Source organism: Microvirga ossetica (assembly GCF_002741015.1).
GTDB lineage: Bacteria > Pseudomonadota > Alphaproteobacteria > Rhizobiales > Beijerinckiaceae > Microvirga > Microvirga ossetica.
Genome location: NZ_CP016619.1, coordinates 856,232 through 877,214, shown reverse-complemented (window position 1 = coordinate 877,214; position 20,983 = coordinate 856,232). Strand labels below are relative to the sequence as shown.

Here is a 20,983-nt window from a genome sequence, read left to right as displayed (position 1 = left end):
CAGTATCGGCTCCGATGGTTGACGCGTTCCCCCCTGGCTTGAGCTTGGCCGGAACATTCAGCGTCTCGCCGCATGTCCCCGCGTGCGCCAATTCCAACGCCATGGGCCTGTGCGGGGATGACCCCCAAGGTAAGGTGCTTGACGCACTGCCCAGGGACGGTTCCCCAAACCGGGAGCTGCTGCAATGAACGAGGCGAGGCCGAGACTTGGATTCATTGGGATCGGCCTGATGGGTGAGGGGATGACGCGCCGACTTCTCGACCAGGGCTGGACGGTGACGGTTTGGAACCAGGAGCCGCAGCGCCTCGACACGGTCGTACCCTATGGAGCGGTAGCGGCAAATGATCCTGCCTCCGTTGCTGACAACAGCGACATCGTTCTGATGTGTGTGTTGCACACCGAGGCCGTGGATCGCTGCATTTTTGAGAAGGACGGCGTGGCGGCCTCCGCGAAGCGGCCCCGGATCGTGGTCGACCTCTCAACGGCGGATCCCGAGGCAACACGTCAGATGGCCTCCCGGCTTCGCTCCGAAACCGGGTGTAGGTGGGTCGACGCCCCCGTTTCGGGCGGCCCAAGCGCCGCACGGCAGGGCGCCATGACCATCATGGCCGGAGGGGAGGCTGAGGATATTGAGGCGATCCGCCCGATCATGAACGACCTTGCCGCCAATTTCACGGTGATGGGGCCTGTCGGTGCAGGCCAGACAACGAAGATTATCAATCAAGCGATTGTAGGGGTAGGCTACGTGCTGATGGCTGAGACCGTTAGCATGGCCGAGGCCGCGGGGATCGATGCCAAACGTCTCCCCCAGTGCCTTGCAGGCGGGGCAGCCGATAGCGTTCTGCTGCAGACGATCTACCGGCAAATGAAGGCCCGGAGTTTCGACCCTCCGAAAGCTTATGCACGCCAGCTCCTGAAGGACCTGAAATCCGTCGTGGAATTTGAAAGGGAACTCGGCCTGTCCCTGCCGGTCGTCGAGACCGCGTTCGAACAATACGCGACCTTTGTGAACCAGGGCAATGAAATGCAGGATTCGGCCTCTGTTGTACGGCTTTACGAGGGTTCGCGATCATGAGCGATGCCCGTCACGTCACCACAATCATCGATGCTCACCAGCACTTCTGGGACCTCGACGCGAACTATTATCCCTGGCTTCAAGACCCCGAGCCAATCGCTTTCCGCTACGGTGACTATTCAGCGTTGAAGCGCAATTACCTCCCAGCCGACTTCCGCCGGGACATGGCGCCCTATCAAGTCGTGAAGACTGTTCATATTGAAGCGGAATCGGACAGGGCAAGGCCAGTCGCCGAAACAGAATGGCTTCAGAAGCTGTCCCATCAGGAGAGTCTTCCGACAGCCTGCGTCGCCCATGCGGCGCTGGATCGACCCGACGCTCACTCAATCCTCAAGGAGCAGAGTTCCTTCCCGCTCGTCCGGGGCATTCGCCACAAGCCCGCGGCGGCTTTATCGCCGAGCGAGGCAAAGCGGGGCGGCCTAGGCTCTATGGATGATCCGAACTGGCGGCGCGGTTACGCTGTCCTAGGTGAGCTACGATTGTCCTTCGATCTGCAGACGCCGTGGTGGCACCTCGACGCCGCCGCCGATCTCGCCCGCGATTTCCCAACGACACAAATCATCATCAACCATACAGGACTACCGGTAGATCGCAGCCCTGAGGGCCTCGCCGCCTGGCGCCGGGCTCTGGAAGCAGTCGCCGCATTCCCGAACGTTGCCATCAAAATATCCGGCCTTGGTCAAATGGGCCAACCCTGGGCTCTTGAAGCCAATGGGCCGGTGATCCGCGACGCGATTGCGATTTTCGGCACCGACCGTTCAATGTTCGCAAGCAACTATCCGGTGGACAGTCTCGTGGCGCCCTACGCAACTATCGTCGCCGGCTTTCTCGCGGCCATTGCAGACTTGCCGCTCCCGGAGCAGCGCAAGCTCTTTCACGACAACGCCGAGCGGATCTACCGCCTCTGACTTCTTTCAACCGCGGGCTTTCGGGCACGCCAGACTGCAGCAGGAGAGCAAAAATGGATACCAAAGCTACGTCCCCTTCAGAGACCTCCAAGGTCGGTCAACCGGACCCGTTCCGGGTTCGCAAGTACTTTGAACCACTGCGGGTTGTTGACGTGTGCGATGCCCTGGACGGGATCGGATACTTCAACATCGGCCTTGTGTCAGAAGACATTCGATCGCTGTGGCTCGGCATGCGCTTTTGGGGCGTGGCCTATACCCTGAGGTGCGTTCCCGCCAACAAACCAATGTGGAAGCTTGACACCACTGAAGACATCGTCAACGCCCATGGAATCTGGTTCGACAAGGTCGGACGCGGGGCCCTTGGCTTCAACGACGAGATCAAGCCCGGCCACGTCGTAGTCACCGACGTCGGCGGAGCTGATAATGTGGGTCTCTGGGGGTCGGAGAACACTCTGCGGGCGGTCAAAGCCGGTGCCGTAGGGATCATCACCAATGGACAGTGTCGCGATACCGCCGAGATCCTGCAGCAGAAAACCCCTGTTTGTGCAAAGAGCCGCGGCCGCACCATCATTCCGGGCCGCATTGAGGCTGTTGAGAAGCAGGCCACCATCGGCTTTGGAGGGGCGCAGGTCCGTCCGGGCGACATCGTTGGCTGCGACGACGATGGTCTTGTGATCGTGCCTCTCGAGGTCGCCGAGGAGGTCGCACGGCACGCCAAAGCGGTCCTCATCGCCGACATGAAGTCGCGCCGGGGCCATTACGAGGCGCTTGGCATGCCCGTCGACAGTACGGTCGATTACACGGCTGTGGATGAATATTACGCCGAACTTGACCGTGCCTGATAGATCCTCAGCCGGCGGCGTCTGCAACGCCGTCGGCTCTGGAGCAAATCGCCGGACGAAGCCATAGCAGACCCACAATAAGGGGCACAATCCAACGGAGGAAACCATGAAGCTCATAAGGCACTTGACTGCCGGTCTCTCACTCAGCGTCGCTGTGATATCTGGCAGCTACGCACAGGCACAACAGGTCACATTGCAGTTTTGGGAAGGTCACAGCGTTCAGGAAGAGACGGCGACGGTCCGCATGATCGAAGCCTTCGAGAAGGCGAATCCCAATATTAAAGTCCAGAGAACAAAGGTCAATTTCGGCGGCAATTTCGAGAAGATCACCACCGCCGTTGCATCGGGAACGGCTCCCGACGTGAGCCCCATTTGGAGCGGCTTCCTCACGCAGTTCGCAGCCAATGGATCCCTACTGGACCTCAACAAGTACGGTGCTGCCGAAATCAAGAACAGCATCTATCCGTCTGCCTGGAGTTACGCGCAGTTCAAAGACGGGGTCTACGGCATTCCGTATGCGCAGGATCCGCGCATGATTGTCTACAATCTGGACGCCTTCAAGGAAGCCGGAGTTGAGAAAGGTCCCACAACACTGGATGAGCTTTACGCGTCGGCCAAGGCTCTCTCCAAAAAAACCGGCAATACTGTCGATCGCTACGGCCTTGCCGTTGGTGACCAGGACAACCTCATCTACTTCTTTGTGAGCCTCCTTTATGCCCATGGCGGTCAGGTCTTCAACGCGGATGAAAGCGAGGTTGCGTTCAATAATGATGCTGGCATCAAGGCGGCCACATATCTCAGTAAGCTGTCGCGAGAAGGTCTCATCTCCACGAATGTACCCCAGGATGGCATGCGGCGTGGTCTGCTCACAGGCCGCTTTGGGATGATCTTCGATGGGCCGTGGATCTTCTATGCAGCGGCGAATCTTGGTCAACCTGCCCAGCCGTTCGACGTTGTTCCATTCCCAACCGCGACCCCGGGCGGCCCATCCGGAACAGTCGCCAGCATCGGTGCGTATACCGCCTTTTCTACGACAAAGCACCCAAAGGAAGCCGCGAAGTTTGTGATGTTCATGGCCTCTCCTGAAGCACAGCAATATCGCATCCAGGTTCTAAAGCCAGGTGTATCACCAGCTGTGGTCAACGAGCCCTTCGCGAAAGAGACATTCGGGAAGCTCCCAGCGCTCGAGAAGACCCAGGAACTCTCGGCCAACGTCAAGATCTACCCGGTCCAGGCGAAGTGGACGAAGGTCGTTGACGCTCTGCGGCCGGCCCTTGAGGCGATCAGCTCTGGAGCCGACCCCCAGGAGACCATCACCAATGCGGCGCGCCAGGCTAACCGCGGGCTCCGGCGCTAAAGCGATCCGGCGCGGCACCCGTGCCGCGCCGCCTTATCATCTCTGGGAAGGAATGGATGATGGGCTTGAATCGACAGAAGGTTATCCTCGGCTCTGTCTTTCTTGGCCTGCCACTGGCGTGGATGACTGTCTTTGTCATCTTTCCAATCCTGCTCGTCGTGTACCTAAGCTTCACAAGCTATGATATCGTTGGCACGCCTAAGTGGATTGGCCTCCTTAACTATGAGGATCTTCTCGACGACGACGTGTTCTGGACGGCGGTGCGAAACACGGCCTACTACACAGCCGTTACAGTTCCGGTAGGAATGGTCCTGTCGCTCCTGCTTGCGCTGTTTATCAATCGCCGCCTCCCAGCGATTTCGTTCTTCCGCACCGTCTACTATGCCCCTGTCGTTGCGCCGCTGGTAACGACGGCGCTAGTCTGGATGCTGTTCTATTCTGAGACGATCGGCCTTTTCAATTACGTTCTGTCGCTCTTCGGCATTGCACCTAAGCAATGGCTCAGCAGCAGCACCTGGGCCATGCCGAGCGTCATCATCTTGAGCATTTGGAAGGGTGTCGGCTTCAACATGGTGATCTTTCTTGCGGGACTGCAGTCGATCCCGCGCGAACTCTACGAGGCGGCATCGCTCGACGGAGCCGGGAAAGCTCGCAGCTTCTGGTACATCACGCTGCCTTTGCTGATGCCGTCGACCGTCTATGTGATCATCACCTCCGTGATTGCCTCGTTCCAGGTTTTCGAACAGGTCTTCGTGATGACGAATGGCGGGCCAAACAACTCGACGACAACGATCGTGCACCAGATTTATCGGACCGCCTTCGTGCACCTCGAGATGGGCTATGCCTCCGCGATGGCGCTCGCTTTGTTCGTCATCCTAGTCGCCGCGTCTCTGGTCAACGTTCGCGTGTTTGCTCGTAAAGAAATTTATGGATAAATGACGATGAGCGCAAATCCGACCGTTCTGACTGGCGTCCCTGCACACGACAGCGAAGTGGACGTCAGCGTACGTCCAGCCGTCCGCAGGCTCTTAAGGGACTGGTTCGGCTTTTACTTACCGGCAACTGTCATCGCACTCGTAATGCTGTTCCCATTCTTCTGGATGATCTCGATTGCGTTACGGGCTGAACCGGACGTCTATGCCTATCCGCCTCATCTTCTTCCAGAACCTTTTAAGTGGGATAACTTCGTCCGCATCTGGTCCGACCCTCGTATGAAGATGGGGCTGCTGTTCTGGAACACGCTCGTCTATGCTACGATCAGAACCTTCCTCCAGCTCCTGCTGTCCAGCATGGCGGCATTTGTGCTGGCGCGCTATCGCTTTCCTGGGCGCGAGGCTGTCTTCTTTGTCATCCTCGCGACGGTGATGATTCCGCACGAGGTTCTGGTCATTCCGCTGTTCGTGATGATCAAGCACATGCCGTTCGCCGGCGGGAACGATTGGTTGGGCATGGGAGGCACCGGCTGGCTGGACAGCTTCAAGGGACTGATCCTGCCGGGCATCGTGAGTGGGTACTCTATCTTTTTCCTCCGGCAGTTCTTCCTCACTTTACCGTCAGAACTAGAGGATGCTGCTCGAATCGACGGCGCAAGTGAATTCGGCATCTATTGGCGCATTACGCTGCCAATGGCGATCCCTGCCCTCACAACACTCGGGGTCTTCAGCTTTCAGTTCGCTTGGTCTGATTTTATGTGGCCGCTCATCATCACCAACAGCGATCATATCAAAACCATCCAGCTTGGTCTGTCCGTCTTGCAGTCAAGTGAGGGAACGGAATGGTCTCTCCTCATGACAGGCGCTGTTATCGCAACGCTCCCTCTGATTTCTCTCTTCGTCCTTCTGCAGCGCTTTATCTCGACAGGCATCAGCTTTGGTGTCGGACGATAGAGGTGATGACTGCAAGAGGAGTAGAGCAAGCGTGAAAGGTAAGTGATGGCTTCAGTTGAGATCCGCAACATTCGCAAGAACTTCGGAACCGTCCCGGTCATTCACGGTGTCTCCATCGAGATCCAGGACGGCGAGTTCGTGATCCTGGTCGGGCCGTCCGGCTGCGGCAAATCGACCCTCCTGCGCATGATCGCGGGACTGGAAAGCGTGTCCGGCGGCGAGCTTCGCATCGGCCCGAAGGTCGTGAACGACGTTCCGCCCAAGGAGCGCGACATCGCGATGGTGTTCCAGAACTATGCGCTCTACCCGCATATGACGGTCGCCGACAACATGGCCTTCTCGCTCAAGCTGAAGCGGGCGCCCAAGACCGAGATCAAGTCCCGCGTCGACCGCGCCGCCGAGATCCTCGGCCTGGGCAAGCTTCTCGACCGCTATCCGCGCCAGCTCTCGGGCGGCCAGCGCCAGCGCGTCGCCATGGGACGCGCCATCGTGCGCGATCCGCAGGTCTTCCTCTTCGACGAGCCGCTCTCCAACCTCGATGCCAAGCTGCGGGTCGCCATGCGCACGGAGATCAAGGCCCTGCACCAGCGGCTGAAGACCACCACCATCTACGTCACCCACGACCAGATCGAGGCCATGACCATGGCCGACAAGATCGTGGTGATGCACGACGGCGTGGTCGAGCAGGTCGGCGCGCCGCTCGAACTCTACGACCGGCCGGCCAACCTCTTCGTCGCCGGCTTCATCGGCTCGCCGGCCATGAACTTCCTCAAGGGGCATCTGCAGGGCGGGCGCTTCGTGACCGATACCGGGCTGACCCTGCCGGTCGCCAATCCGCCTGCGGCCTCGGACGGGCAGCCGATCATCTACGGCATCCGGCCGGAGCATTTCGTCCTCGACGACGTCAACGGCGTTCCGGCCGAGGTCGCCGTGGTCGAGCCGACCGGGTCGGAGACGCAGGTCTTCGCCAAGTTCGGTGGCACGGATATCGTCGGAGTGTTCCGCGAGCGCGTCGATGCTCAGCCGGGCCATCACATCCGTATCACGCCCGACCCGAAGCTGGTGCACCTCTTCGACGAGCAGACCGGCAAGCGCATGAGTTGAGGGTCGTGTGCGCCCGGGGCCGCCTCATTGTGGATGGGAGCAGCCTTTAAGTTGTCTCCCAGGTGGCTCTCGCCGCATTTGCTCCGGGGCGCCAGTGGTCGAGTGGTCAGCAGGGACAACGATCGAACTACGAAACCGGGTCTGACTGAATGAAGAAGGAAGTCTTTGAATGAACCTCCCACTTGCTCAGCTCAAGGTTCTCGATGTTAGTCAAGTCATGGCGGGTCCGTTCTGCTGTATGCTGCTCGGCGACATGGGGGCAGATGTGATCAAGATCGAACCTCCAGGGTCAGGGGACCAGACCCGGCGCTCGATGGGCTTTCGTCTGAAGGGTGCTGACAGTGGTGGCTTCCTGGCTTTGAACAGGAACAAGCGTAGCATTGAGGTTGATCTTAAGAACGAGGCTGGCCGTGAGGTCTTTTACGACCTTGTCCGCAGCGCAGACATTCTGGTTGAGAATAACCGTCCAGGCGTTGTGGCCCGGCTGAAGATCGATTACCCAACCTTGAAGGCCATTAATCCACGGTTGGTTTATGCCAGCATCTCGGGATTTGGCCAATCAGGCCCATGGGCTCAGCGGCCGGGTTTCGATCTGATCGCCCAGGCCATGAGTGGCGTGATGAGCGGGACCGGCTATCCTGGCCTGCCGCCGGTGAAGAACAGCATTCCGATCGCGGATCTCGGGTCAGGACTGCTTGCCCTCTACGGAATCCTCAGTGCCATCATAGGACGGGAGCAAAGTGGAGCGGGTCAGTTCATCGATGCATCTCTCTTTGAGACTGCTCTGAGCCTTTCGATATGGGAAACCGCGGAGTATTGGGGTACAGGACGAGTACCGGGACCGATCGGGAGCGCCAATCGCATGAGCGCCCCCTACCAAGCCGTCAGGTGCGCTGACGGCCATCTCGTAATCGGCGCGGCAAATCAGAAGCTTTGGATCAGCTTGTGCGAGGTCATCGGGCGCCTCGATCTCGTTGAGGATAGCCGGTTCCTTACGAACACTGATCGTCTTCAGAACCGCGAGGCACTCATCGAGGAGATTGAAAAGAGTCTGATGCAGCGCTCAAGCGAGGAATGGACCGGTGCGTTGCTTGCGGCTGGTGTGCCGGCCGCGCCGATCTACGACTATGCGCAGGCCCTTCAGAGCGAGCAGGCGAGTGCACGTCAAATGGTGATGGAGATGCAGCATCCCGTAGAAGGCACTATCAAGGCGCTGGGTTTTCCAGTGAAGATGAGCGAGACGCCGCAGGAAGTAAGATACCCGCCACCACTGTTGGGGCAACATACGGAAGCTGTTTTGACCGAGCTCGGTTACAATTCCGTGAAAGTTCAGGAATTGCGCAAGAAGGGAGCGTTCGGATTATGACTGGTGCTGTCCATTTCAAGCGAGACGGCGCCATTGCTCACGTGATCTTTGATCGCCCTGAAGCACGCAATGCGATGACCTGGGCAATGTATGAGGAGCTTGGATCCATCTGCGAGCGGATCCGGGCCGAGCCTGGCATTCGCGTTGCCACGTTCCGGGGTGTTGGCCAGTCCTTCGTCGCAGGAACTGATATTCAACAGTTCGTCGACTTCAAGTCTGGAGAAGACGGCATCAACTACGAGCGTCGCATGGAGGAGTTTCTGGCCAGTGTCGACCGGCTGCCGTGTCCGACGCTCGCGATCATCGACGGATGGTGTGTGGGCGGCGGACTGGCCATTGCGGCATGTTGCGATCTGCGCATTGCGACGCCAACAGCGTCATTTGGTGTTCCCATCGCGCGCACTCTCGGAAATTGCCTGTCCATCGGCAACTACGCCCGCCTTGTTGCCGAACTAGGGGTGGGTCGGGTGAAGCGCATCCTTCTCACGGGCGAGATGCTTTCCGCCCACGAGGCGCGTGAGGCTGGGTTCGTGGCCGAGGTAGTTGATCCTGGCACCATCGATAAGCGTGCAGCTGAACTGGTTCAGCGGCTTGCTCAGAATGCGCCTATCACGATGCGTGTCAGCAAGGAGGCTATTCGCCGTGTGATCACGGCATTGCGCCTTGAGGGAGATGATCTCATACGGGAGTGCTATGGAAGCCAAGACTTCAAGCATGGCGTCCAAGCCTTTCTGAGCAAGCGCAAGCCAGAATGGAGTGGTCAATAAGGATTAGGCGCTGAAATCAAGTGCGAGGGGCTGACGGAAGGAGCTCCGTTCCCTCTATCCAATCATGGATTGCGGCCTCGCGGGCGGCCTGCTCGTCCTCGAAGCCACGATCGGTGCGCTTCTCGAAGCCGCAGACGTGGCACTGAACAGCGGCGGTGAAGCCACGATCATGCGTGGCGAAGCTCAAGACGGATGCTGCGCCGCAGGAACACTGTGGGCAGAACGTCTGACCCATGTGGCTTTTCCTTTCCCTAACGATTGCCGCCAGTTGACTCGAGGTTAACCCATATGGTGCCACTTTCGAGCCGCAGAAGCCGCGACAAATTTGTGCAATGCAAGATAACAGTAGATCCGGGCCAAGACGCTCATCCGTGATCCACTGCAAGCTCTCGGTTTGGCACGGGGCTGAAGAACGCTGAATGTCAGCTTGCGGCCGCAACACCAGACGTTCATGAAGGGTAGAGCATTTCCTGGCCTGACCCACTACGGATCTACCCGGATTACAGTAGCAGAGTAGGTATCCGGAACATGCCTAGCCAAATTGTTCGGCTGATAATGGCGGGACGAACCGATTGAGCCGGATCGATTGTTCCACCTGCCCTATAGTGCGTTCGGGCTCGCAAGCGTAGGCAAAATCCAGGCCCCAATAACCGAGCGTCTCGATCTCGTCCAGACTGAACGTGAGGGGCGATCGCGATGGAAGCGGATGCTGGAGAAATCGCGCTGCATCTGTAGCAGCATGCCGCGCAGCCAGTGGTCCTGAGGATCCAGCGGATCGAGGGCGGTCGCCTGCTGGGCATGGCCGATCGCCCTCTCTCGTTGACGATCATCTTCGCTGGCGGCGTCAGCGTTAAAGTTCCGACCGCCTGACCGTCAGGTCTGCACGTTCGAACACGGCCGGCAGGAGTTCGACACCGAGCCCTGGTGCTTCCAGCGGATAAACGTATCCGCCCTCGATCTTCGGCATCTCGGTCACTAGCTCGAGGTACCAGCCACGGTAGAAGGCGCGCACCGATTCCTGGATCAGCGTGTTGGGCTGGCTGAGCGAGGCATGGATCGAGGCCACGAAGCCAACGGGTCCGGTGCAGTCGTGCGGCGCGAACGGCCGGTGCCACGTCTCGGCCAGTGCTGCGATCTTGCGCCCTTCCGTCAGTCCCCCGGTCCAACAGAGATCCACCATGACCACATGGGTGGCATCGCGCTCGAGGAGGTCCTTGTAGGGCCAGCGGGAGCCGAGGGTCTCGCTGGCGCAGACCCAGACGTCCGTCGAGCGCGCATATTCGGCCAAGGCCTGAGGCGATGTCATCCGGATCGGATCTTCGTACCATGTCGGTTTGTAGGGCTCGAGCGCGCGCGCGATCTGCTTCGCCACTGGCAGGTTCCACAGGGAATGGAACTCGACCATGATCTCCATCTTGTCGCCGACGGCCTTGCGGATCTTCTCGAAGGGCACAATGGCCGTCTTCATCTGTTCGGCCGAGATGAACAACCCGTGGTTCTCGATCGCAGCCGGGTCGAAGGGCCAGATCTTCATGGCCGAGATCCCCGACTCGAGAAGGCTTTCGGCCAAAACGTCGGCGCGGTTCATGAACCCGTCTAGGTCCTCGTACGGGCTGTCATCAACGCCAAGACCCCAGGTCGAGACCGGCTTGATGTTGGAGGAGCGGACGTAGCGGGTACCGGCGCAGGTGTTGTAGATGCGCTGCTTGTCGCGGCAAAGACCACCGAGCATCTGATGCACCGGCTGGCCGCAAACCTTGCCGAAGATGTCCCATAACGCGATATCGACGGCCGAGGTTGCACGCGACTCCGCCCCCGTCGAGGCCTGGGCCATGGGCAGGTTCGTCATGTCACGGTGCAGCGCCTCGATGTGAAGCGGATTACGTCCAAGGACCCGACCCGCCAGCGTTTCGTGGAGATGAGCCTCCACCGCGCCGGCGCCATAGAATGTCTCGCCGAGCCCGATCACGCCCGCATCGGTGTGAACCCGGACCCAGATCACGTTTCCGAACTCCTCCGTGCGTAACGTCTCAATTGCCGTAATTTTCATGGATGTTTCCCTTGTGAAGTTGCCCGCAGCGGCCGGAATCCGGCCAGGCCATCAGGCGAAGGTGAGTTGAACCTTGACGGCGCGCGAACGATCCTGCGCCAACGCGAACGCCTCAAGGGCATTCCGAAACGGGACCGTGGCGCTAAGAAGCGGCTTGACGTCGATCTGACCCCGCCCCATGAGCTCGACGGCAAGCGGGAACTCGCGGTCAAAGCGGAACGTGCCACGCAGTTGCAGCTCTTTCGCCACGATGAGATTGATCGGGAGCTTCACGTCGCCGCCCAGGCCGACCTGCACGACGATCCCGCCCGGGCGAATGGCGTCGAGCGCCCCCGCCAAGGCACGTTCATTGCCCGAGCACTCGAACTGAACGTCGAAATGGCCCTTGTCGGAGGTATAGGAGGCAAGGGCGTCGGGCTCCTCAAGCATATTGACAACTCGCGTCGCACCGATCTGACGTGCAATCGAGAGTGGATAATCGGCAATATCGGTCGCGACGATCTCGGCGGCGCCTGCATGCCGGGCCACGGCCACGCACAGGACGCCGATGGGACCGCACCCGGTCACCAGCACCCGCTTTCCTTGCAGCGGCCCGGCCTGCACGGCGGCGTGGAGGCAGACGGAGAGCGGTTCGGCCATGGCGGCCTCCGCCATCGAAACCGTATCGGCGACCGGCACCGCCTGTTCGGCGCGGATGGTCAGGCTTTGCCGAAAGCCCCCTTGCGCGTGTGGGAACCGCATGGCGCTCCCGATGAAGTGCATGTCGACACACTCGTGCCGCATGCCTTCCCGGCAGAAACGGCAATGGCCGCAGGGCCGGCTTGGGTTGACCGCCACGCGAGCGCCGGGAGAGATCGTCGTGACCTCAGGGCCGACCTCCACGATCGTGCCGGCGATCTCGTGACCAAGGACCATTGGCTCGCGAATGCGGACCGTGCCGAACCCACCGTGGTTGAAGTAATGCAGGTCGGAGCCGCAGATTCCCCCGGCCTCGATTGCAACCCGAACCTCACCAGGGCCGGGAGTGACGGAAGGGACCGCTTCCACATGCAAGTCCTTTGGGGCGTGAATGACGACACCAAGTGACGATGAGACGGCCATGATGACACTCCCTGCTATTCGCGGACATTCCTCAGAGGACGGAGATCATTCCACCGTCGACATAGATGATCTGGCCGCTGACGTAATCCGACGCGGCCGAGGCGAGGTAGACACAAGTTCCCGCAAGCTCATCGGGGCGCCCCCACCGCCGCGCGGGAGTCCGTCCCTTCACCCAGGCATCGAAGGTCGGATTGTCGATCAGCGCCTGGTTCATGTCGGTGATCATGTAACCCGGTCCAATGGCGTTGGCCTGGATTCCAAGTTCCCCCCACTCGGCCGCCATCGCCTTGGTGAGCATCTTGATGCCACCTTTGGCAACCGTGTAGGGGGCCACGGTCGCGCGCGCCAACTCGCTCGTCAGCGATCCGATGTTGATGATTTTCCCGTAGCCCCGCTGCGCCATCCGGCGCGCTGCCTCCCGTCCGATCACGAAGGCGCTTGTCAGGTTTGTGTCGACGACGCGCCTCCAGTCCGCGGTCTCGAGGTCGAGCATCGGGCGGCGGAACTGGATGCCGGCATTGTTGACGAGAATGTCGATCGCGACGCCCTGCCGGTCGAGGGCGTCGAAGGCCTCGAGGATCGCCGTCTCGTCGGTGACGTCGAAGCGTGAGGCCTGCACGATGTACCCGGCAGCACCCATCTCTGCGACCGCCTTGGTCAGCCTCTCCTCGTCGGAGCCGTTTAACACGATCCCGGCGCCTGCGGCCGCGAGTCCCTCAGCCATGGCACGGCCAAGTCCGCGCGAGGATCCTGTCACGAGTGCCGTCTTGCCCGAAAGATCAAACAGTTTCATCACGTTTACCTGCCTTTGGAAGCTTTCCCTGCGGAACCGGACGTGGATCGAGCTCCGGGACGCCCGACGGCACCAGGGCGGCGTAGTGGCCATAGGCCTCGTCGATGTGCCGGCGCATGGCCTCTCCCGCCTCGGCAACCTTCCGCGCCTTGATGCGCTCAAGGATGCGGTCATGATCCGCACGACGTTTATCGATACGCTTCGCCGCTCCTCTATCCTTGGCCCGCATGTTCTGGATCGAGGCCAGCAGCGGCTTGGAGACGAACTGCAAGACACGACGGATCAGTGGATTGCGGGCGGCATCGGCGATGGCCAGATGAAAGGCGAGGTCATGCTGGGCACTTTCCCGACCTGCCTCGTCAGCCGCGTTCAATGCGGCGATGGCCGCCTCCATCTTGACCAGGTCGTGAGCCGTGTGCCGCATCGCGGCGAGCTGGGCCGCCTCGACCTCCAGTCCGCGCCGCAACTCCAGGAACTCGAGGATCGTCTTCTCGGACGCATCGATTTCACCCAGGCGCAGCCTCAGCGTCTCCTGGCGATTGACGAACAGGCCACGGCCATGCCGGCTCTCGACTAGGCCGTCGGCCTTCAGGTAGGCGATCGCCTCGCGGACGACGGGGCGGCTGATCCCAAGCTGGCGCGCCAACTCGATCTCGCCCGGCAACCGCGCGCCCGGCTTGAGGGACCCGTCCTCGATCGACCGGGCGAGAATCCCCGCGGCATGGGCCGCGAGGTTCGGCCGTGGGACCAGCGATTCGAGGACGATCCGGGCCTCGTCCTTGGCACTTTCCTTGGCGGGCAGCATCGCGAAACTCCTTCTTCCCTCTCTTTGCCACGTTGACAGATGTAAGACAACCTGTCATCAGAGCAAAAAAGGGCGTTGTTGCAATCTAAGCGCTCGAAAGTCGCCGAAGAGCGGTTCACCAAGATCGGAGGAATGTTCATGCTGAAAACGTCACGTCCCGCTTCCCTTGCAGGTCTGGCAGCCGCTGTCGGCTTGTTACTGGGGATTGTAGCGAGCCCCTCCGTTGCCCAGGAGACAAAGACCGCCCGCCTCGGCCACTCCTTCGCCGACAGCCATCCGCGCTCGGCGGCGATGAAGTACTTTGCCGGGAAGGTCGCCGAAGCGACGGGCGGTAAGGTCAAGGTCGATGTCTTCGGCAACGCCACGCTGGGATCCGAGGAAAAGATGCTGATCGCAACCCAGGCCGGGACGATCGACTTTTACATGGGAGCGCTGTCCCCGATCGCGACCCGGAAGAAGGAAATCCAGATCTTTGATTTTCCGTTTCTGTTTGCGACCGACGCCGAAGCAGCGGCGGTCCTGGACGGTCCGGCCGGCCGCAAGGTTTTGGACGGCCTGGCCGACATGAACTTGCAGGGCTTGGCCTGGTCGGGCGGTGCCTTCCGGAACATGTCGAACAGCAAGCGCCAGATCAATGCGCTCGCGGACATGAAAGGGCTCAAGGTTCGCGTGATGCAAAGCCCGATGGCCCTGGCCAGCTTCAATGCGATGGGACTCAACGCCGTCCCGATGGCGTTCACCGAGGTCTACACCGCTCTCGAGACGAAGGCTCTCGACGGATATGAGCACCCGGTCGTCGACATGTACGCGAACAAGATGTTCGATCACGCATCTTAGTGCCCTCCTCAACAAGCCAACCGAGGGACGGGAGAGAGGCGGTCCACCTTGCCGGCTTTGAGCTTTTGGAACGCGCGCAAGGTCGTGGGGCCATCCGGGAACAGATAGAGACCTGTCTTGGCATCCAGTTCAATAGCAATCGTGCCGTTGTAAATGCGGTCATAGATCCAGTGCGGCGTAACGCCGAGCTGGGCCGCGAGTTGGGACACCGTCAGGCAGCCGGGGATGCGGCGCGGATGCGACTGGCGGCGTTCGCGCAGGATGCCGTGCCGCAGCCGGATGGCCTGAACTGTGCTCGGCAAGACCGCCTGGCGCAGAGGTGAGCGATGTCCGGCGGCGGTCAGCGCGGCGGCGATGGCCGCATCACTCTCACCCGCGCGGGCGCGCTCGACGATGGCGGCTTCCATCTCGCCGCTCCGTGACAGTTCAGCGAGCGAGCCAACCGTAATTGGCAGCGCGATCTCGCTCGTCGCGCCGCCGCGCCAGACGAGGCGTAGGGCGATCGTGTCCCGGACGGCACGGTGGATCACCACCTTGTCGATGAGGCATCGCAGCAGCGCCTTCTTGCGCACCGTGGTGAGGGCCGGTTGCTGCCATAGATCCGGCAGGCGCCGACCGACCTCGGTAAACGCGGCTTGGAGATCAGGGCCGACACCGAACGGGATGACGCGGCCTTCTTCCGGCGCCGCATCGGCGAGCGCGGCTTCGGCCTGGCGCAAATCACGCAACGTTTCCTCCCAGCGCCGCTCGAGTTCAGCCGCGACGAGACGGTTGTCTGGATCGACCTGATCGAACTGCCGTTCGGCCAGCGCCGCCCGGTAGCGCAGCCGCTCAACCTGTTGCGCTTGAGCCTTCAGCCCGGCTGCGTCTGCCTCGCGCCGGAGGGAAACAGCCTGCGTGTAGGCATCCAACTCGGCGGGGGTGAGGGCCTTGAAGAAAGCCGCCACGGCCTCGGCATCGACCGGCGCGGCCGGGATGACTTGGCACACCGGAACGCCATGCTGCTGACGAAGATAGTTGCACATGTACCGGGCGCCGCCCTTGTACTGGACCACCATCTTGTGACCGCACGCGCCGCAGTAAACCATCCCGTGCAGCAGCGCGGCACCCTCGCGCGGCACGCCACGCGTCTTGTTCCGGTCGTACTCAGCGTAATTGTCGCGCAGCATGGCCTCGATCTTCTCGAACGTCGCCCAGCTGATATAGGCGGGGTACTGGTCCTTCACGACGATCCTCCACTGCTCGCGCGGGAGCCTCTTTTGCGAGCCTTTGCCTAAGGGCGCTGTGCGGACCGAGCGGGTGCGCCCGTAGACAAAAGCGCCGGCGTAGGCGGGGTTCTTCAGCACCTGCAGGATGGCCGCAACGGTGGGTGGGCGCCAGACCGTATCGCCGAACCGTCCCCGGCGCGGGATGCTCAGGCCGCGCTCGTTGAAGGCGTGCAGCACCTTGCTGGCCGAGCGGAGCCGCAGGAAGGTCGTGAAGATCAGATCGAGGCGGGCTTGCACCTCGCGGTCAGGGTTCTTGACCACCACACCGCCAGTCTCCCGGACGAGGCCGACCGGCAAGATCAGCGCCAGCTCTCCGCGTGCGGCCTTGTTCAGGAGACCAGCCGTGAGGCGGGCGCGGATCGTGTGCAACTCGACTTCGGAGAGGGTCCCCTTGAGCCCGAGCAGCAGGCGCCCATTAGCGGTGCCCGGATCATAGACTCCGTCGCGGTCGGCAATGAGGCAGTCCCTGTAGCCGCACAGATCGAGCAGTGGGTACCAGTCCGAACAGTTTCGGGTCAGGCGCGTCACCTCGGAGGAGAGCACGATGCCAACCTGGCCGAGCGTAACGCGTGCGATCAGGTCCTTGAAGCCCTCGCGGTGGACAGCGGCTGCGCCGCTCAGCCCGAGGTCGGCATCGATGATCTCGACGTCCTCCTCACGCCACCCGAGGCCGAGCGCGCGCCGACGTAGATCGTACTGCAGGCGCAGACTCTCCTGATTGCTCAGCACCTGGTGCGGACTGGACTGGCGGATGTAGATGACCGCGTGGCGGGCCAGATGCCGGTCGGTGATAAGTTCCGATCTCATAGATCACCTCTGTGAGGATGGCGGCGACGTCTTCGGCGATCGCGGCGCGGAGTTCGTCGGGCAAGCGTCTCCAGACGCGTTCGGGTCGCATGGGCATGGCGCCACCCCGCACTCGTCGGCCAGGGCGATCAGTTCCTCCAGTGCCTCACGTGTCAGCTTGCACGGCGGCTCACACGACGGCCGTGGAGCAAGGCTCGTCGCTCCGATCGGAAGCTTCAGCACCACGCGGTCCCGATAGGCGACGAGAGCGTGGCCGTCATGCCGGCGCGCGCTCACCGAGACCAGCAGGAACCGGCGGCCGAAGAGCGGGTGCCGCGAATCAGTGACCTCGATCTCAATCGAATCCCGATCCGCCGGGTTGTGGAAGGGGGTATCAACTGACGCTGTCGTTCGAGGTGCAGAAGTACCTGACCATCACGAACCACGTCTATACGCCGGTCGCCCTGGTGGCCTCGAAGAAATTCTGGTCGTCCCTCAGCCCCGAGCAGCAGTCGGCCGTGATGGCGGCAGCCGAGGCAACCCGGACCTTCCAGCGCGCCGAGGAACTCAAGCAGGCCAACGAGGTCGTGAGCGAACTGACGGCAAAGGGAATGACCGTCTCCTCGATGCCTCCCGCTGAACTCGAGAATATCCGCAAGGCGATCCAGCCCGTCATCGACAAGAGCACGGAAACGATTGGCACCGAGTTTGTCGAAGGGTTCTACGCCGAGATCAAGAAGGCTCGTGGTACGCACTAGCAGTTCAGGGTGCGCCAGGGACTCATGGCAAAGTGAAGCCCAAGCGTATCCGTGCGATCTCGAGATGTCCTACGCACCGCGTCTGAAGTGGCTTATGGATGAAGCGAATGGCGGCTTGCAGCCGCCTCGCCAGGGCGAGAAGCCTGGCGCGACAAGGAGGAAAACATCATGACACGTTCTGTTCTCACGCGACGGGCGGGCTTTGTCCTGGCCCTTGGCGCCATGCTGATGGGTTCGACTGTGGCAATGGCCGAGGTCAAGGCCAAGATCGGCCACGCGATGCCGGACACTCATCCTCAGGCGATTGCGATGAACAAGTTTGCCGAGCTTGTGGCAAGCTACACCAATGGCAATGTCAAGGTTCAGGCGTTCCATTCGGCCATGCTCGGCAGCGACGAGAAGATGCTTCAGGCTGTCCAGGCCGGAACCCAGGAACTGTACATCGGCACGCTGGCGCCGCTGTCCACCCGCATCAAGGAAGTCCAGGTTTGGGACCTGCCGTTCCTGTTCCAGAACGAGAAGGAGGTCTACAGCGTCCTCGACGGCCCCTCGTCGAAGAAGATCTTCGAGAAGCTCGAGCCGAGCGGCCTGGTCGGTCTGACCTGGACCGGCATGGGCTTCCGTAACCTCTCGAACAGCCGGCACGCCGTGACGAAGGCCGACGACGTGAGCGGCCTGAAGCTGCGGGTCATGGCCAATCCGGTGGCGCTCGATACCTGGAAGACGATCGGCGCCAATGCCGTGCCGATGGCTTTCTCCGAGGTCTTCACCGCCCTCGAGGTCAAGGCGCTCGATGGGCAGGAGAACCCGCTCCAGCACATGTGGGCCAACAAGATGCAAGAGGTCCAGAAGTACATCTCGCTCACAAACCATGTCTATACCCCCGTCGCGATGGTCGCCTCCAAGAAGTTCTGGGATTCGTTGTCTGCAAGCGACAAGGCCGGAGTCCAGAAGGCCGCGACGGAGGCAGGGTTGCTCCAGCGCAAGCTGCTCGATGAAGGCGACAAGGACGTGATCGAGAAGTTCAAGGCCGCCGGCGTGTCCGTCGACGCCGTACCCCCGGCCGAACTCAGCAAGGTCCAGGAACGCGTCAAGCCCGTCGTCGCTAAATTCAAGCAACAGATCGGCGAGGACTTCGTGAACGGCTTCATCGCAGAGGTCGAGAAGGCCCGCACGACCAATTAGTCCCTATTCCAGGCGGCCTCGTTCGATGAGGCCGCCTGCTTGCCGACCGGGCCGGCGGTCGAAAGACGCGGTGCGGGTTCAGTCAATCTCGGCGTCCGAGGAGTGTCCACATGGGTCGATGGGTGCAAATGGCGATTGGCGCGTTCTTCAGGACGCTCGAGATCGTCATGGTCGTGTGCATGGTCGTGATGCTGGTCATGGTCTTCGGCAACGTCGTCTTGAGGATCTTCTTCAACACAGGGATCGACCTCTCGGAAGAGGTGCCGCGATTCGCCTTTGTCTGGATGACGTTCCTCGGAGGCATCATCGGACTGCATCGCCGCAATCACCTCGGCGTCGACATGGTCGTCCATGCGCTCCCGGTGTTCGGCAGGAAGGTCTGCTGGGGCATCAGCCAGGCGATCATGCTGGTTTGCAGCCTCATCATCTTCTACGGGACCTACCTTCAGCACGACATCCTCGCGGGCAACGCGTCCCCGGTCGGCCAGTTCAGCATGATCTGGGTCTATGGCGTCAGTTACCTGACCGGCGCCTCCATCGCGGTCATTTGCACCGTCAACCTGATCCGGCTGTTCCTGGGCCAGGTCGGGGAGGACGAGCTGATCGAAGTCCACGAGGAGGGCCTCAGCGAAGGCCTCGAGACTGAGCGGGACATGAAGGCGCAACTCTCGCATGAAGGGGCCCAACGGTGATCGTATTCGTCTTCATAGCCTCACTCCTCGGCCTGATGGCCCTGGGCATGCCGATCGCCTTCGCGCTCATTGGCTGCGGCCTCGCCATGATGCTGTACATGGGGATCACGGACCCGCAGATCGTGATCCAGAACATGTGGGATGGCGCCAACAGCTTTCCCCTGCTCGCGGTGCCGTTCTTCATGCTGGCGGGAGAGTTCATGAATGCGGGCGGGATGACCCGCCGCATCATCGTGATGGCCATGTCCTGGATTGGTCATATTCGGGGCGGCCTGGGTTACGTGGCGGTCGGCGCGGCGGTCATCATGGCGTCCTTGTCCGGGTCGGCCGTCGCGGATACCGCGGCGCTGGCGGCTGTGCTCATTCCCTTGATGAGGAAAGCCGGCTACAACATCGACCGGTCGTGCGGCCTCATCGCCTGCGGCGGGATCATCGCTCCAGTCATTCCGCCGTCGATCGGGATGATCGTCTTCGGTGTCGCCGGAGGCGTCTCGATCACCAAGCTGTTCATCGCGGGCATCGTCCCCGGCATCCTCATGGGCGTGTCCATTCTCCTCGCCTGGCGATGGAGCATCGGGCGGGACAATCCGAAGGTCGAGCCGAAGCGTTCCTTCCCTGAGCGCTTGCAGGAAACCCGCAAAGCCTTGTGGGCACTCGTGCTGCCCGTGGTCATCATCGGAGGCCTCAAGTTCGGCGCCTTCACGCCCACCGAGGCGGCCGTGATCGCAGCCGCCTATTCGCTCTTCGTGGGAATGGTCATCTATCGGGAGATCAAGTTCGGACAGCTCTTCGAACTCTTCTATCGCGCCGCGGAAACGACCGCCATCATCATGTTCCTGGTCGCGGCGGCCGGCGTCTCCGCGTGGCTGATCACCACTGCAAACATCCCGCAGCAACTGGCCGACATGGTTCAGCCCTTGATGGGGAACCAGACCCTGCTCATGGCCGTCCTGATGATCCTGATCCTGATCGTCGGAACGGCACTCGACTTCACGCCGACGGTCCTGATCATGACACCGGTGCTCATGCCTGTCGTCAAGCAGGCCGGCATCGATCCCGTTTACTTCGGGGTGCTGTTCATCATGAACAATGCCATTGGGCTCGTGACGCCACCCGTCGGCACGGTTCTCAATGTCGTGTGCGGCGTCGCAAAGGTTCCGATGCGGGGCGTGATCCGGGGGGTGATGCCGTTCATGATCGCACAAGTCTGCGTCTTGGTCCTTCTCATCGTCTTCCCGCAGATCGTCATGTGGCCGCTGGCTCTTATGACACGATGACGCAATAGACTGCCGTGCCCAGGGTTGGGCTAAACGGCCCAGCGGAATGGGACAAGCGCGGCTTCTTGAGAGCGGGCAGCGCCCGTCTCGCCCGAGACGCGCTTTGCCCTGGAACTGTCACGCGGG

General features: G+C 61.2%; 20 protein-coding genes. 14 read left to right on the top strand and 6 right to left on the bottom strand.

Annotated features, from left to right (window positions below; translation table 11 throughout):
* Positions 1-184 precede the first annotated feature (184 nt).
* From BB934_RS42410 to BB934_RS42370, 9 genes are all read left to right on the top strand, one after another.
* Positions 185-1,075 carry an NAD(P)-dependent oxidoreductase gene (locus BB934_RS42410; protein ID WP_099515542.1) on the top strand — a complete coding sequence of 297 codons (891 nt, stop codon included), beginning with the start codon at positions 185-187 and terminating at the stop codon, positions 1,073-1,075.
* On the top strand, positions 1,072-1,983 hold the full coding sequence (locus BB934_RS42405; protein ID WP_099515541.1) for an amidohydrolase family protein: 912 nt from the start codon (positions 1,072-1,074) through the stop codon (positions 1,981-1,983). The genes BB934_RS42410 and BB934_RS42405 overlap by 4 nt, the downstream gene beginning before the upstream one ends.
* Positions 1,984-2,036: 53 nt before the next feature.
* Positions 2,037-2,825 (top strand): RraA family protein, encoded by a 789-nt coding sequence (locus BB934_RS42400; RefSeq protein WP_099515540.1) that lies wholly within the window; start codon positions 2,037-2,039, stop codon positions 2,823-2,825.
* 106 nt (positions 2,826-2,931) lie between these two features.
* The gene (locus BB934_RS42395) at positions 2,932-4,182 is read left to right on the top strand and encodes an ABC transporter substrate-binding protein (RefSeq protein ID WP_099515539.1); all 1,251 of its coding nucleotides are present in this window, start codon (positions 2,932-2,934) and stop codon (positions 4,180-4,182) included.
* A gap of 56 nt (positions 4,183-4,238) precedes the next feature.
* A complete protein-coding gene (locus BB934_RS42390; protein WP_237050686.1) occupies positions 4,239-5,117 on the top strand; it encodes a carbohydrate ABC transporter permease in 879 nt (292 codons plus the stop codon).
* A 6-nt stretch (positions 5,118-5,123) separates the two neighbouring features.
* A complete protein-coding gene (locus BB934_RS42385; protein WP_099515689.1) occupies positions 5,124-6,068 on the top strand; it encodes a carbohydrate ABC transporter permease in 945 nt (314 codons plus the stop codon).
* Positions 6,069-6,113: 45 nt separating this feature from the next.
* Positions 6,114-7,172, top strand: a complete 1,059-nt coding sequence (locus BB934_RS42380) for an ABC transporter ATP-binding protein (RefSeq protein WP_099515538.1) — start codon at positions 6,114-6,116, stop codon at positions 7,170-7,172.
* 169 nt (positions 7,173-7,341) lie between these two features.
* Positions 7,342-8,538 (top strand): CaiB/BaiF CoA transferase family protein, encoded by a 1,197-nt coding sequence (locus tag BB934_RS42375; RefSeq protein ID WP_099515537.1) that lies wholly within the window; start codon positions 7,342-7,344, stop codon positions 8,536-8,538.
* The gene (locus BB934_RS42370; RefSeq protein WP_099515536.1) at positions 8,535-9,305 is read left to right on the top strand and encodes an enoyl-CoA hydratase/isomerase family protein; all 771 of its coding nucleotides are present in this window, start codon (positions 8,535-8,537) and stop codon (positions 9,303-9,305) included. The genes BB934_RS42375 and BB934_RS42370 overlap by 4 nt, the downstream gene beginning before the upstream one ends.
* 16 nt (positions 9,306-9,321) lie before the next feature.
* Here the strand turns inward: BB934_RS42370 and BB934_RS48505 are convergent, their stop codons facing one another.
* From BB934_RS48505 to BB934_RS50495, 5 genes are all read right to left on the bottom strand, one after another.
* Positions 9,322-9,540 carry a hypothetical protein gene (locus BB934_RS48505; RefSeq protein WP_162299278.1) on the bottom strand — a complete coding sequence of 73 codons (219 nt, stop codon included), beginning with the start codon at positions 9,538-9,540 and terminating at the stop codon, positions 9,322-9,324.
* Between the two features lie 615 nt (positions 9,541-10,155).
* On the bottom strand, positions 10,156-11,355 hold the full coding sequence (locus tag BB934_RS42360) for a mandelate racemase/muconate lactonizing enzyme family protein (protein ID WP_099515534.1): 1,200 nt from the start codon (positions 11,353-11,355) through the stop codon (positions 10,156-10,158).
* 51 nt (positions 11,356-11,406) lie between these two features.
* On the bottom strand, positions 11,407-12,456 hold the full coding sequence (locus BB934_RS42355) for an L-idonate 5-dehydrogenase (protein WP_099515533.1): 1,050 nt from the start codon (positions 12,454-12,456) through the stop codon (positions 11,407-11,409).
* A 31-nt stretch (positions 12,457-12,487) separates the two neighbouring features.
* Positions 12,488-13,249 (bottom strand): SDR family oxidoreductase, encoded by a 762-nt coding sequence (locus BB934_RS42350; RefSeq protein ID WP_099515532.1) that lies wholly within the window; start codon positions 13,247-13,249, stop codon positions 12,488-12,490.
* Positions 13,236-14,054 (bottom strand): FadR/GntR family transcriptional regulator, encoded by an 819-nt coding sequence (locus tag BB934_RS50495; RefSeq protein WP_099515531.1) that lies wholly within the window; start codon positions 14,052-14,054, stop codon positions 13,236-13,238. Before BB934_RS50495 ends, BB934_RS42350 begins: the two co-directional genes overlap by 14 nt.
* Positions 14,055-14,192: 138 nt before the next feature.
* Between BB934_RS50495 and BB934_RS42340 the strand changes: the two genes are divergently transcribed.
* Complete coding sequence (locus BB934_RS42340) at positions 14,193-14,891, top strand: DctP family TRAP transporter solute-binding subunit (RefSeq protein WP_099515688.1); 699 nt, start codon at positions 14,193-14,195, stop codon at positions 14,889-14,891.
* 8 nt (positions 14,892-14,899) lie between these two features.
* Here the strand turns inward: BB934_RS42340 and BB934_RS42335 are convergent, their stop codons facing one another.
* A complete protein-coding gene (locus tag BB934_RS42335) occupies positions 14,900-16,966 on the bottom strand; it encodes a recombinase family protein (RefSeq protein ID WP_099513354.1) in 2,067 nt (688 codons plus the stop codon).
* 395 nt (positions 16,967-17,361) lie between these two features.
* Here BB934_RS42335 and dctP point away from each other — a divergent pair, with 395 nt between their 5' ends.
* The 4 genes from dctP (at position 17,362) to BB934_RS42315 (ending at position 20,857) form a co-directional block, all read left to right on the top strand.
* The gene (gene dctP, locus BB934_RS42330) at positions 17,362-17,703 is read left to right on the top strand and encodes a TRAP transporter substrate-binding protein DctP (RefSeq protein WP_237050685.1); all 342 of its coding nucleotides are present in this window, start codon (positions 17,362-17,364) and stop codon (positions 17,701-17,703) included.
* Positions 17,704-17,871: 168 nt separating this feature from the next.
* Entirely contained in the window at positions 17,872-18,888 is a 1,017-nt protein-coding gene (locus BB934_RS42325) for a TRAP transporter substrate-binding protein (protein WP_099515529.1), read from the top strand.
* A 110-nt stretch (positions 18,889-18,998) separates the two neighbouring features.
* Positions 18,999-19,580 carry a TRAP transporter small permease gene (locus BB934_RS42320; RefSeq protein ID WP_099515528.1) on the top strand — a complete coding sequence of 194 codons (582 nt, stop codon included), beginning with the start codon at positions 18,999-19,001 and terminating at the stop codon, positions 19,578-19,580.
* A complete protein-coding gene (locus tag BB934_RS42315; RefSeq protein WP_099515527.1) occupies positions 19,577-20,857 on the top strand; it encodes a TRAP transporter large permease in 1,281 nt (426 codons plus the stop codon). The genes BB934_RS42320 and BB934_RS42315 overlap by 4 nt, the downstream gene beginning before the upstream one ends.
* Positions 20,858-20,983: the final 126 nt, after the last annotated feature.

Bases quoted from the DNA above. Each gene is read 5' to 3' on its own strand.
- BB934_RS42350 (WP_099515532.1), bottom strand. From the start codon at position 13,249: ATGAAACTGTTTGATCTTTCGGGCAAGACGGCACTCGTGACAGGATCC.
- BB934_RS42355 (WP_099515533.1), bottom strand. From the start codon at position 12,456: ATGGCCGTCTCATCGTCACTTGGTGTCGTCATTCACGCCCCAAAGGAC.
- BB934_RS42400 (WP_099515540.1), top strand. From the start codon at position 2,037: ATGGATACCAAAGCTACGTCCCCTTCAGAGACCTCCAAGGTCGGTCAA.
- BB934_RS42320 (WP_099515528.1), top strand. From the start codon at position 18,999: ATGGGTCGATGGGTGCAAATGGCGATTGGCGCGTTCTTCAGGACGCTC.
- BB934_RS42385 (WP_099515689.1), top strand. From the start codon at position 5,124: ATGAGCGCAAATCCGACCGTTCTGACTGGCGTCCCTGCACACGACAGC.
- BB934_RS42390 (WP_237050686.1), top strand. From the start codon at position 4,239: ATGATGGGCTTGAATCGACAGAAGGTTATCCTCGGCTCTGTCTTTCTT.
- BB934_RS42360 (WP_099515534.1), bottom strand. From the start codon at position 11,355: ATGAAAATTACGGCAATTGAGACGTTACGCACGGAGGAGTTCGGAAAC.
- BB934_RS42380 (WP_099515538.1), top strand. From the start codon at position 6,114: ATGGCTTCAGTTGAGATCCGCAACATTCGCAAGAACTTCGGAACCGTC.
- BB934_RS42395 (WP_099515539.1), top strand. From the start codon at position 2,932: ATGAAGCTCATAAGGCACTTGACTGCCGGTCTCTCACTCAGCGTCGCT.
- BB934_RS48505 (WP_162299278.1), bottom strand. From the start codon at position 9,540: ATGGGTCAGACGTTCTGCCCACAGTGTTCCTGCGGCGCAGCATCCGTC.
- BB934_RS42340 (WP_099515688.1), top strand. From the start codon at position 14,193: ATGCTGAAAACGTCACGTCCCGCTTCCCTTGCAGGTCTGGCAGCCGCT.
- BB934_RS42405 (WP_099515541.1), top strand. From the start codon at position 1,072: ATGAGCGATGCCCGTCACGTCACCACAATCATCGATGCTCACCAGCAC.
- BB934_RS42370 (WP_099515536.1), top strand. From the start codon at position 8,535: ATGACTGGTGCTGTCCATTTCAAGCGAGACGGCGCCATTGCTCACGTG.
- BB934_RS42375 (WP_099515537.1), top strand. From the start codon at position 7,342: ATGAACCTCCCACTTGCTCAGCTCAAGGTTCTCGATGTTAGTCAAGTC.
- BB934_RS42410 (WP_099515542.1), top strand. From the start codon at position 185: ATGAACGAGGCGAGGCCGAGACTTGGATTCATTGGGATCGGCCTGATG.
- BB934_RS42335 (WP_099513354.1), bottom strand. From the start codon at position 16,966: ATGAGATCGGAACTTATCACCGACCGGCATCTGGCCCGCCACGCGGTC.
- BB934_RS50495 (WP_099515531.1), bottom strand. From the start codon at position 14,054: ATGCTGCCCGCCAAGGAAAGTGCCAAGGACGAGGCCCGGATCGTCCTC.
- BB934_RS42325 (WP_099515529.1), top strand. From the start codon at position 17,872: ATGACACGTTCTGTTCTCACGCGACGGGCGGGCTTTGTCCTGGCCCTT.